The organism is Holdemania filiformis DSM 12042 (assembly GCF_000157995.1).
Classification (GTDB): domain Bacteria; phylum Bacillota_I; class Bacilli_A; order Erysipelotrichales; family Erysipelotrichaceae; genus Holdemania; species Holdemania filiformis.
This window is the reverse complement of sequence record NZ_GG657562.1, coordinates 360655-375040: the sequence shown is the minus strand read 5'-3', so window position 1 is coordinate 375040 and position 14386 is coordinate 360655. Positions and strand designations below refer to the sequence as shown.

Annotated in this window: 11 protein-coding genes; 9 read left to right on the top strand and 2 right to left on the bottom strand. The window is 47.5% G+C overall.

The features are described 5' to 3' along the window. A partial coding sequence (locus tag HOLDEFILI_RS17605; protein WP_006061292.1) for an ABC transporter permease occupies positions 1 to 2162 on the top strand: 2162 nt, incomplete at its 5' end. 103 nt (positions 2163 to 2265) lie between these two features. Here HOLDEFILI_RS17605 and HOLDEFILI_RS17600 read toward each other — a convergent pair. Together HOLDEFILI_RS17600 and HOLDEFILI_RS17595 are read right to left on the bottom strand one after the other, a co-directional pair. Then, positions 2266 to 3390, bottom strand: a complete 1125-nt coding sequence (locus HOLDEFILI_RS17600) for a hypothetical protein (protein WP_006061290.1) — start codon at positions 3388 to 3390, stop codon at positions 2266 to 2268. Between the two features lies 1 nt (position 3391). Then, on the bottom strand, positions 3392 to 3676 hold the full coding sequence (locus tag HOLDEFILI_RS17595) for a hypothetical protein (RefSeq protein WP_006061289.1): 285 nt from the start codon (positions 3674 to 3676) through the stop codon (positions 3392 to 3394). 95 nt (positions 3677 to 3771) lie between these two features. Between HOLDEFILI_RS17595 and HOLDEFILI_RS17590 the strand changes: the two genes are divergently transcribed. The 8 genes from HOLDEFILI_RS17590 to HOLDEFILI_RS17555 all read left to right on the top strand — a co-directional run. Beyond that, positions 3772 to 4743 carry a helix-turn-helix transcriptional regulator gene (locus HOLDEFILI_RS17590; protein ID WP_006061288.1) on the top strand — a complete coding sequence of 324 codons (972 nt, stop codon included), beginning with the start codon at positions 3772 to 3774 and terminating at the stop codon, positions 4741 to 4743. A 77-nt stretch (positions 4744 to 4820) separates the two neighbouring features. Further along, the gene (kduI, locus tag HOLDEFILI_RS17585) at positions 4821 to 5663 is read left to right on the top strand and encodes a 5-dehydro-4-deoxy-D-glucuronate isomerase (protein ID WP_039865413.1); all 843 of its coding nucleotides are present in this window, start codon (positions 4821 to 4823) and stop codon (positions 5661 to 5663) included. A gap of 45 nt (positions 5664 to 5708) precedes the next feature. Next, positions 5709 to 6500, top strand: a complete 792-nt coding sequence (locus HOLDEFILI_RS17580; protein ID WP_006061286.1) for a gluconate 5-dehydrogenase — start codon at positions 5709 to 5711, stop codon at positions 6498 to 6500. A gap of 507 nt (positions 6501 to 7007) precedes the next feature. Further along, complete coding sequence (locus HOLDEFILI_RS17575; protein WP_006061284.1) at positions 7008 to 7394, top strand: BlaI/MecI/CopY family transcriptional regulator; 387 nt, start codon at positions 7008 to 7010, stop codon at positions 7392 to 7394. Beyond that, positions 7391 to 9352, top strand: coding sequence for a M56 family metallopeptidase (locus HOLDEFILI_RS17570; RefSeq protein ID WP_006061283.1), 1962 nt, complete (start codon positions 7391 to 7393; stop codon positions 9350 to 9352). The genes HOLDEFILI_RS17575 and HOLDEFILI_RS17570 overlap by 4 nt, the downstream gene beginning before the upstream one ends. Positions 9353 to 10701: 1349 nt before the next feature. Next, positions 10702 to 11628 carry an alpha/beta hydrolase gene (locus HOLDEFILI_RS17565; RefSeq protein WP_006061279.1) on the top strand — a complete coding sequence of 309 codons (927 nt, stop codon included), beginning with the start codon at positions 10702 to 10704 and terminating at the stop codon, positions 11626 to 11628. Between the two features lie 738 nt (positions 11629 to 12366). Beyond that, entirely contained in the window at positions 12367 to 13299 is a 933-nt protein-coding gene (locus tag HOLDEFILI_RS17560; RefSeq protein ID WP_039865411.1) for a 1-phosphofructokinase, read from the top strand. Between the two features lie 131 nt (positions 13300 to 13430). Then, positions 13431 to 14386: ATP-binding cassette domain-containing protein (locus HOLDEFILI_RS17555; RefSeq protein ID WP_006061276.1), on the top strand; the 956-nt coding region annotated here is incomplete at its 3' end.

Here is a 14386-nt window from a genome sequence, read left to right as displayed (position 1 = left end):
ATGTTGCCTACAATGGCGGTGTTGAAATTGAATTGGGTCAGACGATTACGCTGCAGACAGGCCAGCGGGTGCTGCAGGAAAGTCCGGATCAGCCGTTAAATCAAAACAATCCTTACGATCCGGAACAGCCGGAAACGATCGCTGATCCGCAGCCGCGAAATTACACTGTCGTTGGAATCATGGAACGTTCGGATCTGGAACCGCGCTGGTCGCCGGGCTATACCGCGATTACCGCCCGTTCCGAAACGAATCCCGGCGTGGATCCGGTTGTGTATGTTAAATTAAAACATTCCGGTCAGCGGCCGCAGGAAGATTTTCCGCAGCTTCAGATCAAGCTGTATCCGGCTGCAGGGGTGAATAACAACGTCCTGCGGTTTCGCGGTCCATTCTGGGAAAACAGTTATTTCGCCATGGTTGCCTCAGCGGCGACGCTGACATTGTTCATTATCATCACCGGATCGGTATTTCTGATTTATAACGCATTCGCGATTTCACTGACTGAGCGCAGCCGGCAGTTCGGCATTCTGGCTAGCGTCGGCGCGACTTCCCGTCAGAAATTCTGGTGTGTGGTTCAGGAAGGGCTGATGATCGCGCTGGCGGCCATACCGTTAGGCGTGCTGGCGGGGATCTGCGGAATGGCGGTAACGCTGCGCGTGATTAATCCGATGCTTCAATCGTTGGAATTCCTTTCCGCCGATGTTCCGTTTCATACGGTGGTTTCCTTTCCCGCGGTTGCCTTGACGGTGCTTTGTTCCATAGTGATGATCGTCCTTGCCTGTTGGCTGCCGGCCTTAAAAGCCGCGCGGATGACGCCGATCCAGGCGATTCGTCAGCCGCAGAAGGTCAAGCTGAAACGCCGCCATCGCTTCTTCTCCATCGCTGCGGGAAAATTGTGGGGTGTCGAGGGCGAATTGGCTGTCAAAAATATTCAGCGCAGCGGCCGTAAAGCCGGACTGACCATTTTATCGCTGGCAGTCAGCTTGATTCTGTTTACGACGGTGACCTCGGTGATGACGATGATGATTCAGGCCGTCGGCATGACCAGTCAGGATGAACTCGCTGACGCCTGGGTTACGGATTATTCTTCGCATTCGATTATCGAAGAAAAGCCCAGCTTCACCCAGCTTCGCCAGTTGACTTCAGTCGCCGGTACTCAGCGGATTACCCAGGTGTATGCCGCCGTGCATACGCAGAATCTTGACTTGGACGACTACTGGTCAGGGATTGGGGAAGAATATCCGGCGCTGTTGTTTGCGGTGGATGACGAAACATACGCACGGATTCTGGCTGAAAATCAAATTTCAGAAGCGATGATGGCGGATCCTGCCAACGGCGCGATCCCGGGGATCCTCTTTAACCGTTATCGCGCGCAGATCACGGAAAACGGGAAAAAACGGTATGCGGACGTTCCGTTCTTGAAAAGCATGCCGGAAACCCTGAAGATCTCGATCGGCGACGCGGGAGAAATGCTGACGATAAAACCAATGGCGCTCGCCTCGGACATGGATCTGTATTCCAGTGAAATCGTATACGGCGGCAATCTTGCGGTGCTGATTCCGGTTTCAAATCTGAATACGCTTCTGACAGAAGCGAAAGGTTCGCGGTCTTACAGCGATAAGCTGTACCTGCGGGCAGTTCCGGGGCAGCAGGAAACGATGATCCAGCAGATCGATGAAATTGGCAAGCAGAATCTTACGCACAGCTTCAGCTGGTACAGTCCGGTTCAGAATCAGCGGGAAGATAAAACGCTGCTGACGATTGTTTCCATCTTTATCTACGGATTTATCACCTTGATCTGCATGATCTGCCTGGTCAACGTTATCAATACGATCTCGACCAACATCGGGCTGCGGCGCAAGGAGTTTGCGATGCTGCGGTCAGTGGGCATGGATGAAAAGAAATTCAATCGTATGATCCGGCTTGAAAGTCTGTTTTACGGACTGGGCGCGGCAGCCATCGGCATTCCTGTCAGTCTGTATCTGATCACTTTGCTTCACTACAACTTGATGCAGGGAAGTTTCTGGTTTTCATTCACAATGCCATGGCCGATGATGCTCGGCGGGGTCGCCGTGCTGATGCTGATGGTCATGACGATGATGAGCTATGCGACACGGAAAGTAAGAAAAGAAAATATCATTGAAACGCTGAAGGAAGAAGAATAATGGGAAAAAACGGAGTCCGCACGGATCCGTTTTTTCAGCTTAAGGCTGGAATTCAATCATCAGGAATTCCGATCAGGATAACTTGCCAGTTCTTCCGGCGACCTCAGATCGCGGAAATTCTGTAGCTAGGCGGAGTGCTGCGTAGGAAAGGGGAAGGCAGATCTTTCTGTTTCTGAACCTGCCGAAGCAGCTGGATCATCTGCGGATTCTCTTGGGCTTCGATCAAGGCTTCAAGATCGTCGTTCAGCTGATCCTCCGGGAGTTGCTCAGGGGTGAGGATCAGATCGGGTTTTAGACATACAAGCTTGTCGGGCATAAAATCGTCATAAACATAGCCATACCGATGGGTGCGGGTCGCGCAGAGGAACACATATTGCTGGCCGCTCCAATCCTCTAAAACCTGACCACAGGCAAACGGAGCAGGCTTGCGGACATAGGCGTTCTGTTTGTGTTTGGGCGGCGAAGTCCGCGCTCGCACTTTTCTGTTTTCTAAGCGGATCCGGGACAGAAGCTCCCAGTCCGCCAGTCCGGCTATATCGTCAGCAGCAAGCTCGGATAACGGAAGCGTATGCGCCTGCCGGGCATTGAAATAGAAGACGCTATTGTTAATCCTGCCGCCGACAGCGCCCTCTGCATTGGACTTGCAGCGGGGAATAACCATGCAATTCTGTTCACTGCAGTCCAGGATCAATCCGTGCGAATGCAGAAGATCTCCGGGCGCTGGGATGAGCGGAACAGGAAACCGGAAGGCCGGCCGGTTTTGATTTTGACGGCGTTGCAGAATCAATCGCTTATTCGCCTGATTTTGCACGATGGCGGGAACCGGACAGATCGGCTCGATCAGATTCGCAGCCGGAATGCGGAAGATCCGCCGCAGATCGACATGGGTATCACGGATTTGCGTAACGGCATTGGAAATAACGAACTGGGAAGCGGCAGGACACTTTTTAATTGGCTTGGATGAACAGTAAAACCCTGTTACATGATCTGCTTTCATCGCCGCGATCCAATAAGGCCGAATCTGGTGACCCTCCGGAATCTGATCCAGCTCTTTTTGAGGCAGCGGCATTAAGCACCATACCAGATCTCCGCTTTGAACCGGAAACGGAAAGACCGGCAGGGACGGCAACGGGGCTGCCGCTGGGGAAACAACAGGCGCAGCCGGTTTTTTCCAGTGAGCTAAAAGCCTGCGGAACAGCGCCTGGAAAATGATCTTAAACTTTTTCATATTAAAGAATTTCTGCGATGACGACGTTTTTAACGATAAACAACACTTTCATTTTGACCCGGTTCTCGAAGGAATCATAAATCCGTCCGGCGGAATGGCAGCCTTTTGCGACTGTATGCACGCTGTTGGCAATGTAACCGCAGGGAACGTCGCTTTCTGTGACGACTTTGATCGCTTCGCTGTCAAAGCTGTTTTCCGGTTCTTTGACGCCGGTCAGGACCTGACCGACCTTAAAAATGTCGGTTCCGAAGAATTGGTGTGTTGCGACGATTGTGATGTAATTCATGAATCTCACTCCTTTTTTATTTACAGCGTCATTATAGCTTTTTAACTGTACAAAAAACCTGCCAGCTCTATAATGAAGACAGAGGTGATAAAGCGATGGAAAAGAAAACGAGCGTGCTGGCGGTTCTGGAGATTCTGAGGCAGGAAAGCGACCGCGATCATCCGCTGACAGCGGCGCAGATTCAACAGAAAATGGAGCAGCAGTATCAATGCCCAATTGAACGGCGGACCCTGTACGCCAATATCCAGATGTTGAAGGAATTTGGTTATGAAATCAGCACCTACCAGGAAAACGGACACGGATATTATCTGGATAACCGGGATTTTGAAGAATCAGAAATCATGCTTCTGTGCAATGCCGTCCATGCGTCAAATTTTATTCCCCGCAAGCATTCCAACGATCTGATCAAAAAACTCCTGGCGACTCAGAGCCGCTACACCGCTCAAAAATATCGCAATATGGTTTATATTGATAATCTGCGCAAGAAAGACAATCAGGATTTCTTTTTCAGTCTGCAAATCCTGTTGGAAGCAGTGGAAGAAAAATGCGCGGTGGAATTCGATTATGTGCAATATAATGAAAAACTGCAGCTTGTTCCCCGCCGCACCACACCCTATGTCGTTCAGCCGGTTTATCTCGTCTATGAGAATGAGAAAACATACCTGATTGCCCGCCATGAAAAATACCGGGATTTCAGTCATTACCGTGTGGATAAGATCCGCAATATCCAAAAACGCGAGGCGCTGAAGGAACCGCTGGGGCCGCTGTGCGATCCTTATGAATATGCCAAGACAAAGGTTTACATGTACGGCGGGGAAGTGCTTGATTTTATTCTGTTATGCCACCGGCGGATTCTGGATGACATTGTTGATCATTTCGGCAGGGAAATTCAAATTGTCGTGCAGGATCCGGAGCATTTTATCACGCGGGTGAAGGGCAGCCGTGAGGGCGTGATTTACCTGGCGATGCAGTATGCGAAGTGGATGGAAATCCTGGAACCAGTCTCCGTCAGGGAAGAAATGAAGGCAATTTTCAGCGCCGCGCTGAGCCGTTACGAGAAAAAATAAAAAAGTTTCTAAAACTTGTATACAAGTTGAGGAAAATGCGGTATGATAGGGACAGAAAGAAAAAGGAGGACGCGATTATGGATATTCGTTATTCTGTTAACCAGCGGGATTTCAAGCGTTACACCACAGATGAGATTCGGGATGAATTCCTGATTACTGATCTGTTCAAGGCCGATGAAGTTACCGCGGTTTATTCGCACGTCGACCGCATGGTCACTTTAGGCTGCATGCCGGTCAACGAAACGGTTTCAATTGACAAGGGCATCGACTGCTGGAAAAATTTCGGCACGCATTATTTCCTAGAGCGCCGGGAAATCGGGATCTTCAACATTGGCGAACCGGGCGTGATCACCGCAGACGGTGTCGAATACAAAATGGGGCATGAGGACTGCCTGTATATCACGATGGGGACAAAGGAAGTTACCTTTGCGAGCAACGATGCCGCACATCCGGCAAAATTCTATATGGTCAGCGCACCGGCGCATAAGCCGTGCAAAACGACCTTTATCTCAATTCAGGATGCGAACAAGCGCCCGATGGGTGATTTAAAAACATCCAACGCAAGAACGATCAATCAGTTCATTCATCCGGACGTGCTGGAAACCTGCCAGCTGTCGATGGGCTTAACGCGGTTGGAAGAAGGCAGCGTCTGGAACACAATGCCGGCGCATACGCATGAGCGCCGCATGGAAGTTTATTTCTACTTTGACATCCCGGAAGACAACGTCGTCTTCCACATGATGGGCGAAGGCAAAGAAACACGTCATATCGTCATGCAGAATGAAGAGGCCGTGATCTCTCCGTCCTGGAGCATTCACAGCGGCTGCGGCACAAGCAACTATACGTTCATCTGGGCGATGGGCGGCGAAAACAAAGCGTTCGACGATATGGACAATATCCCGACGACAGAACTGCGTTAAACGCATTCAACTCATACGATAACGAATAAAAAAGGAGAAATAAAAATGGAAAATTTCATGAACAGCTTCTCTCTGCAGGGCAAAGTCGCTCTGATCACCGGTGCTTCTTACGGTATCGGCTTCAACATTGCCCGCGGCTTCGCAGCGGCAGGCGCGACGATTGTCTTCAACGATATCAACCAGGAACTGGTCGATAAGGGGCTGGCGGCTTATAAAGAAGAAGGCATTCCGGCGCACGGATATGTCTGCGACGTTACGGATGAAGCGGCCGTCAACGAACTGGTTAAGAAGATCGAAGCTGAAGTCGGCGTGATCGATATCCTGGTCAACAACGCGGGAATCATCAAGCGGATCCCGATGCTGGAAATGGCGGCTGCGGATTTCCGCAAAGTCATCGACATTGACCTGAACGGTCCGTTCATCGTTTCCAAGGCTGTCATCCCGGGTATGATCAAGAAGGGTCATGGCAAGATCATTAACATCTGTTCGATGATGAGCGAACTGGGACGCGAAACAGTTTCCGCTTATGCGGCAGCTAAGGGCGGCTTAAAAATGCTGACGAAGAACATCGCTTCTGAATACGGCGAATACAATATCCAGTGCAATGGTATCGGCCCGGGTTATATCGAAACGCCGCAGACCGCTCCGCTGCGTGTTGAAGGTCATCCGTTCAACAGCTTCATCATTTCCAAGACACCAGCTGCTCGCTGGGGCAAACCGGAAGATCTGATGGGGCCGGCGGTATTCCTGGCTTCCGATGCTTCCGACTTCGTCAACGGTCACATTCTGTACGTTGACGGCGGCATCCTGGCTTACATCGGCAAACAGCCGCAGTAAGGTTTCTCGATCGATCATCAGAACGCTTTCCTGAAAAGGGGAGCGTTTTTTTGTTTTTCATCCCATACCGGAAGAAAATCACCTGCCCGGTATCTTTAGAATTTTCATCGGAATTCGTTAAAAATTTGTAATGATTCATCACGAAACGATCACGGAAAAACCATTGTTATCCCATAATTTTTTCCTATAATACAATCATCAGGAAAGGAGGCATCCAAGGAGTACAGCTTAAAATTCAAAATATTTTCCTCTTCTCAGAATATAGAAATAAAATAGTTTTCCCTCTTCTCTTATAAATAATAATCATGATCCCGATGAAAACCTTCCCCTGTTTTCACGGGAGAAAAGGCTGCGCTTTCCCCGGTGCAGTTTTTTTCTGTGTGAAAAACAGAAGCGTGTTTGTAGGTAAGAATGAAAGATATGCGATTTATTAGACAAATGTCTAAAATTAGATTGACAAGCATTTTAGACAAATGTAGAATATGAATAGAAGGAAGGGATGAAAATATGAAGTTATCACGAAAACTTCCAGAAGCCGAATTCGAGATCATGAAGGTTGTCTGGGAAAAGGAACCACCGCTGACCAGTACATTGTTAATGGAAGAACTCAAACAAACCAAGGACTGGAAGGTTCCTACCTTATCGTCACTGTTGTCCCGACTGGTTGACCGCGGTTATCTGCGGACGGAGAAAAACGGAAAGGAAAGAACGTACTATCCTTTGATTACAGAAGATGAATATCTTCAATTTGAAAGTCAGGATTTCCGTCAGCGCTACGCTCAGCGCAGCTGGATCAGTCTGATGAACGCGTTTTATGACGGCGAGGCGGTAAGTGATGAAGAACTGGATCAACTGCAGGCCTGGCTGGATATGAAACGGAAGACAGACGGATGAACGGGGCAGAGCTGATATTCCGGCATTGTCTGCCGCATTCGCTGTTAACGCTGATCGTGCTCTTTATCCTTCGCCGCACGCATCATCAATCCTCTCGAACCGCTTATGGAATCTGCATCATTCTGCTGCTGGGGTTATTGATTCCTGTTAAGATTCAGCTGCCCGTTTCTTCGGAAATCATCGAACCGGTCAGGTCGCTGCCGTTGGGGGAAGTCTGGATAGAATCCCAGAAGCCGGTTTCTTCTATTATACCGACATTGGCAGCGTCAAATCCATCCGAGCCAGGAATGAACGGAACTCAGATCGTTACCCTTTTATGGCTGGGTGGCTACGCGGTAGCTCTGGGAATAAATTTGATCCGCAACCGGGAAAGTCTGAAATGGATCCGCCGTTGGTCAAGGTCGGCAGGGCCTGATGAACTTGAATTATTACGCCAGCTTCAGTCACAGATGAAGCTGAAACGGCACATCCGGCTGATGACGTGCCGCGGGATCGCAACGCCGTGCGCACTGGGATTGATTCATCCGACTTTGATTTTACCGGAACAGGATTGGGAAGGGGAGGAATTAACACTGGTCCTTACCCATGAGTTGATTCATATCCGGCGATATGACAGCTGGATAAGATTGTTAAGCGTGATCGCTCGGGTTATTTACTGGTTTAATCCGATTGTCTATCTGTTGGAAATTCAGATGAATCAATATTGTGAACAAGCCTGCGATGAAACTGTAATCCAAAACTGCACACCGGAACAGCGACATCGTTATGGCAGCCTGCTGCTGAGGCAGGCGCGTTCCTCGCACTCGCTGCCGATTCTGTCCACAGGCTTTATGTTGAAGCCGAAACAGCTTCAGGAGCGGCTGGCGCGGGTCATGAATCAGAAGCATTTTAAAATGAACTGGGAAAAGGTGCTGATTGTGGCCGCTTTGGTTATGATGGCAGGATGCGTGATGAAAGAAAAGGAGATTCGGAATTTCCTGGCAACGCCGCTGGCGAATGCAAAGCCTGAGAATCATGCGATTTATTTGAATTCAGGTAAATTACAAGGGTATAGAAAACAAGCTGAATTTGAAGAAACATTCATTTTAGAGAATAAAGACTTGCCGTTAAATCAATTTCGGGAAAAGATGGAGAATGAAGTTGAAAGTCTCCGTACAGAAGGCTTTGCGTTGAACAGTTTAGTCGTTTATCCCAACAGGATTCAGCAGATTGTTTTGCCTCAGTCTGTAACGATATCATCCATAATTTATGATTCTAAGATCAATAAAAACCGTCGGATCGATTTAAGTTTCATATTTGACGGGGATAATGATAAGATTACCTATAAGCAAAGTAATCAGATGTATGCGACACTGACGGACGTGACGAATGATTATTTTGATAACCTCTCCGAATCTCAAAAGCAAGATTTTCTTTACGAAGATGGACAAGAGTCCGCATTGAATTTTATTGAACAAAAATTTGAGGAGCAGACGAAGAATACAATGTTCAGCATCCGCCAGCTTTCATTTACTTCGATTGAAATTGACGAGAATTTACCGTCTGTCAATGTCCAGCTGAGCCAGACCTTAGAAGAATTGCGGAACTTGAGCTACGATGAAATCATGGCGCTTGCGCAAGTTGAAGAAGGGCCTAGTTATACGTTGATTACTGCTGACGGAATCAAAATCTATGGCATCGGCATCGGCTTCTATCAACCAATCAGCTCGATTTGTAAAAATGAAGAAGCGCGGATTTCCGCGCAGGCTTATGTTAAGTTTTATGAGAATGAAAGCGGGATCCAATATCTTCAGGAAATTCCTGACTTAATAAACAAGGTTGATCAGATTCTCAATGATCGTCTGAATAACTTGCAGGAAGAAGATCATTCAATGCTGAGTGAAAATTTAAGAAAGCGAATTGTGGAAGAACTCAATGTGGAGAACACTCTTATTTGGGTTGATGTCGTCAAAGATTAAGAAGTTTTGTCACAGCGGACTTCACTGTAAATTGTGACGATAAACAGGACAGTTTCCACGGGAAGTGGCATCTTTAGAATTTTCATCGGAATTCGTTAAAAATTTGTAATGATTGATCACGGAACGATCACTGAAAAACCATTGTTATCCCATAATTTTTTCCTATAATACAGTCATCAGGAAAGGAGGCATCCAAGGAGTACAGCTTAAAATTCAAAATATTTTCCTCTTCTCAAAATATAGAATTAAAATAGTTTTCCCTCTTCTCTTAAATTAATAATCATGATCCCGATGAAAACCCTCCCCTGTTTTCACGGGAGAAAAGGCTGCGCTTTCCCCGGTGCGGCTTTTTTCTGCGCTCTCGTCGTTTCTTACGAAAAGGCCGGAATTTTGTTTGTTTTCCTTAAAGATTGCTCACGCGCCTTTCACAAAAAATGCACGATGCGTTCAAAACGATTTTCTATAATAACACCATCCAGAAAGGAGGCATCCAAGCAGAAGCACAACATAACGTTTATTCAACTTTCCACAAGCTTAAAATTATAATTTAAATTTCCCTCTTCTAAAAATTTGTGTCTTGGAAGCAACTTCTGATCCCCCCTCAGAAGTTGTTTACTGTCCGAAACTGGCGATCATGATCTAGCCCTGATCGCTAAGTCATCCGTTAAGGTTTTGATGGACAGAACTCAATTGTTCGTAATCCGTTCAATATCACTGCTTGATTTTCACAAAAAGTTCACGATGCTTCCATAAACAACACACAGAATTTCGCTATACTAATAACGTAAACAGAGAAGATTAAAAACATTTCTTCATTTCTAAAATTTTCCTTTCTTTATTAATTTAAACCTGATCTTCTCTGTTCATAATAAGTACGAAAGGAAATCCCCCGTTTCCTTTCTCCCATGAGAAACCGCAACTTTCCCTCTTGCGGTTTTTTTCTGTTTCCGGTGTCAACTTAACCCTGTTTTATTAAGAAGACGGCCATGCAGATAAGGCGCAGGAAATGGAGAACCGCGGATCTCGGGATATGTCCTTTTTGTCATGAAGAAACCAAATCTCGAAAATTTGTTGAAGTTCACATTTCAATGACATACTTTTCCCATAATTTTTTCTTATAATACAATTGTCCAAAGGATAAGACCAACAGAAAATCCCTTCAGGACAAGATGTTTTTCCCCTCTCAACCTTAATAATTATCAGGTGATCAAGGCTCCCCTCCTTGGTTGCCGGAGAAAGCCCGCCTTCCCCTGGCGGGTTTTCTTTTCCGTTTTCCAAGAAAGCGATATAATGAAATAAAGGAGCAGACAGATCGAAGCACTTGAACCAGATCTGCCAAACAATCGAATATGGATGCTAAATCTTATACTTATGAAGAATTTCCGGCTTGTGAACTCACGGCTCTGCATCAAACTGAAATTGAAATCGATCCACATCAGCGAAGCGTGCACGCGCTGCCGCTGCAGGAATATGCCCGGGCGGGTGAACGGGGGCTGCATATCCGATTTTTACAACCTTCGTTTGTCGCTGAGGAAATGATTGAAGGTCAGCGGTTTCCGATCATTCTGTTTATCCAGGGCTCAGGCTGGCGTTGGCAGAATGTGGAGTCCAACATCTGCAGCCTGGGAAAGATCGCTGTCCACGGCTTTCTTGTGGCGATGATTGAATACCGGGGCAGCGAATGCGAACCGTTTCCTGCCCAATTGATGGATGTCAAACAGGCGATTCAATATATCCGTGCGCAGGCGCCGGGCCTTCATGGCGATCCAGATCAGCTGATTTTATGGGGCGGTTCCTCCGGCGGACATTTAGCGGCCCTGACAGCGGTCAGTGAAGCGGCAGGGGCGTTTCCACTGGAAAACGGCGAAGCCTTTCTGCCCGCGATCAAAGGGGTGATCGACTTTTACGGCCCGGTAAATCTGCTCAGTATGGCGGATCAGCTGTCAGCCAAGGATCATGCGGGTTCCGATTCCATCGCCGGAAAGCTGCTGGGCGGCGTTGCGGTTAAAGAATATCCGCGGAAGGCGCGCCAGGCTTCCGTTACAACCTATATTGGCAAGGCGGCGCTGCCTCCATTTTTGATCGTGCATGGCGACAAGGACCGCAATGTGCCGATGGCGCAGAGTGTGGAATTGGTGGAAGCCTTATTGAAGGCGGGACATGTAGTAGACTGGATTAAAGTCAAGAATGCCGATCATGGCGGGGCTGGAATCTGGAATGATGCTATTCTGAGCCGGTGCCTGGACAAGATCCAGTGCTGGCTGGCAGGAAAATAAGCCTTAAGAAATTCTTTAGGAAGTTCACGGAACCTTCACCCGCTTTTGATCATAATCCCATAATGTTTGCCTATAATACAAGCATACAAGGAAGGAGGCATCCAAGGTAATTCAAGCTGAAAAAGCATAAAGCATAAATTCCCTTTACAAGTAAAATATTTTCCCCTCTTATTAAAATAAAAATAATGTGCGAAGGCGGGCTTCCCCTCCCGCCTTCCAGGAAATCCTGTTCCCTCCCCTGAACAGGATTTTTCTTATTTAATAAATTGGAAGTAATTACAGATGTGGTTAAACATGGATAAAACCGGAAATTACCTGGGATAAAGTTTCCAGGTTCTGAGATTGATCGGCTGCCGGGCAGCCTTGTCTTCACAGAATCTCTCAAATTCATCATTTCTTCACAGAAACTCCATTTGGTCACCACATCGGTTTTCTATACTAGGATTCAGAAAGGAGGATCGCAGAGTAAATTAACGCTTTAAACATTTTTCCTCTTCTTAAATTTAAAAGATAATAGGAACGGACGCTAATCCCTGAGCGGAAGTTCCAGCGCGGTCTGCCGAATCCCTGCGGAAGACCGACGCAGCCGAGAGTTCTGTATTCCCTGACAGAACTCTTTTTTTGCCTTTCGTGTTGAAAGAAGGGAAGATTTCAGAATTAATTGGAAATTCGTTCAGAATTCTGCCGTTTCCGGAACCGGAATGTGCTAAAATAAATTCAAGAGAAAGGGGCTTTTTTATGATCTATACATGTACGCTGAATCCATCGCTGGACTACTATATGGAATTTGATAAAGTAGAACTGGGGAAAACGAACCGCAGTTCGCTGGAATACTATGAAGCCGGAGGTAAGGGCATCAATGTTTCTATCGTTTTAAATAATCTGATGATTCCGTCCCGGGCGCTGGGCTTTGTCGGCGGGTTTACCAAGGATTTTTTCATCAGCCTGCTTCAGAAATATGAGTATATCGAACCGGTGTTCACCTTCATTGAAGGTCACACCCGGATTAACGTGAAGGTTAAAGGCGACCTGTTGGAAACCGAGCTGAACGCCAAAGGTCCGAGTATTACGGAAGAAGATATGCGGATGATGTTAAGACGGGTAGAACGCCTCAACCGCAGCGATATTTTTGTGCTGTCGGGCAATTGTCCGGATAATCTGGTCGATCTGACGGAAAAAATGATTCAGCTGTGCATTGAAAACGACGTGAAGTTTGTCCTTGACGTCAATCATGAGCTGCTTCTGCGATTGTTGAAATACAAGCCGTTTCTGGTGCGGCCGAATATCGAGGATCTGGAAACGATGTTCGACGAGGTGATCGCCGATCAGAAACAGCTGATCCATGCCGGACGGCGCTGCGCGGAGCTGGGCGCGGAGAACGTCATCTTAATGATGGGGAAGGATGGCTCGCTGCTGATCAACCAGGACGGTGTATACCATGCCAATTCGATCGACGCCGAGGTTGTCAATTCTGTCGGTGCGGCCGACAGTATGATCGCCGGCTTCGTGATGAATTATCTGCGTTCCCGCGATATCATTACAACCTTTAAATACGCGAACTGCTGCGGCATTGCGACGGCCTTTTCTAAGGGGATGGCGACACGGGAGAAAATTGAAAGCCTTTATGACGAAATTCTTGTAACAAAGATTGACGAAAACGAAGAGGCTTGATATCATAGATCAAGATGATGCGAGGTGAGAGGATGTACAGAAAATAAGACGAAGAAAATTGAATTTCTGAAATCTTGTTTTTTGTCGTTCTCTTTTTTTACCGTTTACCGCTTCCTAAGGAGGTGGTGCGGATGTTAACTGTAAATCAACTTACAATTAAGACCCTCAAAGATAGAATTCTGATCGATCATTTAAGCTTTACTTGCGTCGCAGGCGATAAAATTGCGGTGATCGGTGAAGAGGGGAACGGCAAAAGCACGTTGTTTAAAGCAATTTGGAATCCAGACTTGATTTCAGAATATACCGTGATGGAAGGCACGATTGACCGCCGCGGGGCGGTGATCGGCTATCTTCCTCAGTCGCTGGACGCGCGGTGGGTTGAAACATCAGGTCTGGATTTTTGTATGAGCGAAACTCCTTCAGAAATTCCTGATTATGAAAAGATCGGCGAACTGTATGTGCGGCTGGAAGACGTCGGGGCTGGCGCCGGCCTGCTGGAAAGAAAAATGGGTCAGCTGAGCGGCGGGGAAAAAGTCAAGCTGCAGCTGGTCAAACTGATGTTAAAAGAACCAGATTTGATTTTGATGGATGAACCGACCAATGATCTTGATCTGGAAACGCTTGAAATTTTGGAACAGTTTATCTTAACCAGTCCGGCCGGCATTCTGTTTGTTTCGCATGATGAAACACTGCTGGAGCATTGCGCCAACGGGATTCTGCATCTGGAACAAATCGTTCGCAAGACCCAGGCCCGGCATACGTTTGTGCATCTGGGGTATGCCGATTACGTGCGGCAGCGCGAAGCCCTGGCAAGCCGGCAGGATCAGCTGTCAGTGAAGGAACATCAGGAGTACGCGGCGCAGATGGAGCGCTACCGGCGGTTATATCAAAGCGTCGATCACGCGCTGAATTCCGTCTCCCGGCAACAGCCGCATGCTGCCAAGATGCTTAAACGCAAGATGCGTTCGGTCAAGGCGCTGGGGGAACGGCTGGAGGACAAACCGCTGACGCATAAGTTTGAAGGCGAGGAACAGATCGAATTGTTTTTTGATCCGGAAGTCAAGATTGCCAATTCCCGCAAGCAGAT

Excerpts from the sequence above, each read along its gene's own strand:
- HOLDEFILI_RS17580 (WP_006061286.1), top strand. The coding sequence starts at position 5,709 with ATGGAAAATTTCATGAACAGCTTCTCTCTGCAGGGCAAAGTCGCTCTG.
- HOLDEFILI_RS17560 (WP_039865411.1), top strand. The coding sequence starts at position 12,367 with ATGATCTATACATGTACGCTGAATCCATCGCTGGACTACTATATGGAA.
- HOLDEFILI_RS17565 (WP_006061279.1), top strand. The coding sequence starts at position 10,702 with ATGGATGCTAAATCTTATACTTATGAAGAATTTCCGGCTTGTGAACTC.
- HOLDEFILI_RS17570 (WP_006061283.1), top strand. The coding sequence starts at position 7,391 with ATGAACGGGGCAGAGCTGATATTCCGGCATTGTCTGCCGCATTCGCTG.
- HOLDEFILI_RS17590 (WP_006061288.1), top strand. The coding sequence starts at position 3,772 with ATGGAAAAGAAAACGAGCGTGCTGGCGGTTCTGGAGATTCTGAGGCAG.
- kduI (WP_039865413.1), top strand. The coding sequence starts at position 4,821 with ATGGATATTCGTTATTCTGTTAACCAGCGGGATTTCAAGCGTTACACC.
- HOLDEFILI_RS17595 (WP_006061289.1), bottom strand. The coding sequence starts at position 3,676 with ATGAATTACATCACAATCGTCGCAACACACCAATTCTTCGGAACCGAC.
- HOLDEFILI_RS17600 (WP_006061290.1), bottom strand. The coding sequence starts at position 3,390 with ATGAAAAAGTTTAAGATCATTTTCCAGGCGCTGTTCCGCAGGCTTTTA.
- HOLDEFILI_RS17575 (WP_006061284.1), top strand. The coding sequence starts at position 7,008 with ATGAAGTTATCACGAAAACTTCCAGAAGCCGAATTCGAGATCATGAAG.